1 protein-coding gene is annotated in these 792 nt (G+C 63.8%); it reads left to right on the top strand.

Annotation, left to right across the window (positions count from 1 at the left end; translation table 11 throughout):
- A partial coding sequence (locus ACYP33_RS07755; protein ID WP_459620803.1) for an aconitase family protein occupies positions 1 to 693 on the top strand: 693 nt, incomplete at its 5' end.
- Between the last annotated feature and the right edge of the window lie 99 nt (positions 694 to 792).

Raw genomic sequence — 792 nt, forward strand, 5'->3', positions numbered from 1 at the left:
ATCGCCGAGGGTTACCAGGACCCGCGCAGCCTGCAACGCCGCATCGACGCCATGCAGCAATGGCTGGCCGACCCGCAACTGCTGCAGCCGGATGCGGACGCCGAATACGCGGCCGTCATCGAAATCGATCTGGCCGACATCCACGAGCCGATCGTGGCCTGCCCGAACGATCCGGACGACGTGAAGACGCTGTCGGACGTGGCCGGCGCGAAAATCGACGAAGTGTTCATCGGTTCGTGCATGACCAACATCGGTCACTTCCGCGCGGCGTCGAAGCTGCTCGAAGGCAAGCGCGACATTCCGGTCAAGCTGTGGGTCGCTCCGCCGACCAAGATGGACCAGAAGCAACTGACCGAGGAAGGCCACTACGGCGTGTTCGGCACGGCCGGCGCGCGCACCGAAATGCCGGGCTGCTCGCTGTGCATGGGCAACCAGGCCCAGGTGCGCGAAGGCGCGACCGTGATGTCCACCTCCACCCGCAACTTCCCGAACCGTCTGGGCAAGAACACCAACGTGTATCTGGGCTCGGCGGAACTGGCGGCGATCTGCTCGCGTCTGGGCAAGATCCCGACCAAGGAAGAGTACATGGCCGACATGGGCGTGCTGACGGCCAACAGCGACAAGATCTACCAGTACATGAACTTCGACCAGATCGAAGATTTCAAGGAAGTGGCCGACACCGTCAAGGCTTGACGGCACGTCGGGCGGCGGCGGGGCGACCCGCCGCGGCATCGCGTCAATAAAGCGTCGATAAAAATGGCGCCGCGGGTGTGAACCCGCGGCGCCATTTTT

It is taken from the genome of Burkholderia sp. 3C (genome assembly GCF_054589155.1).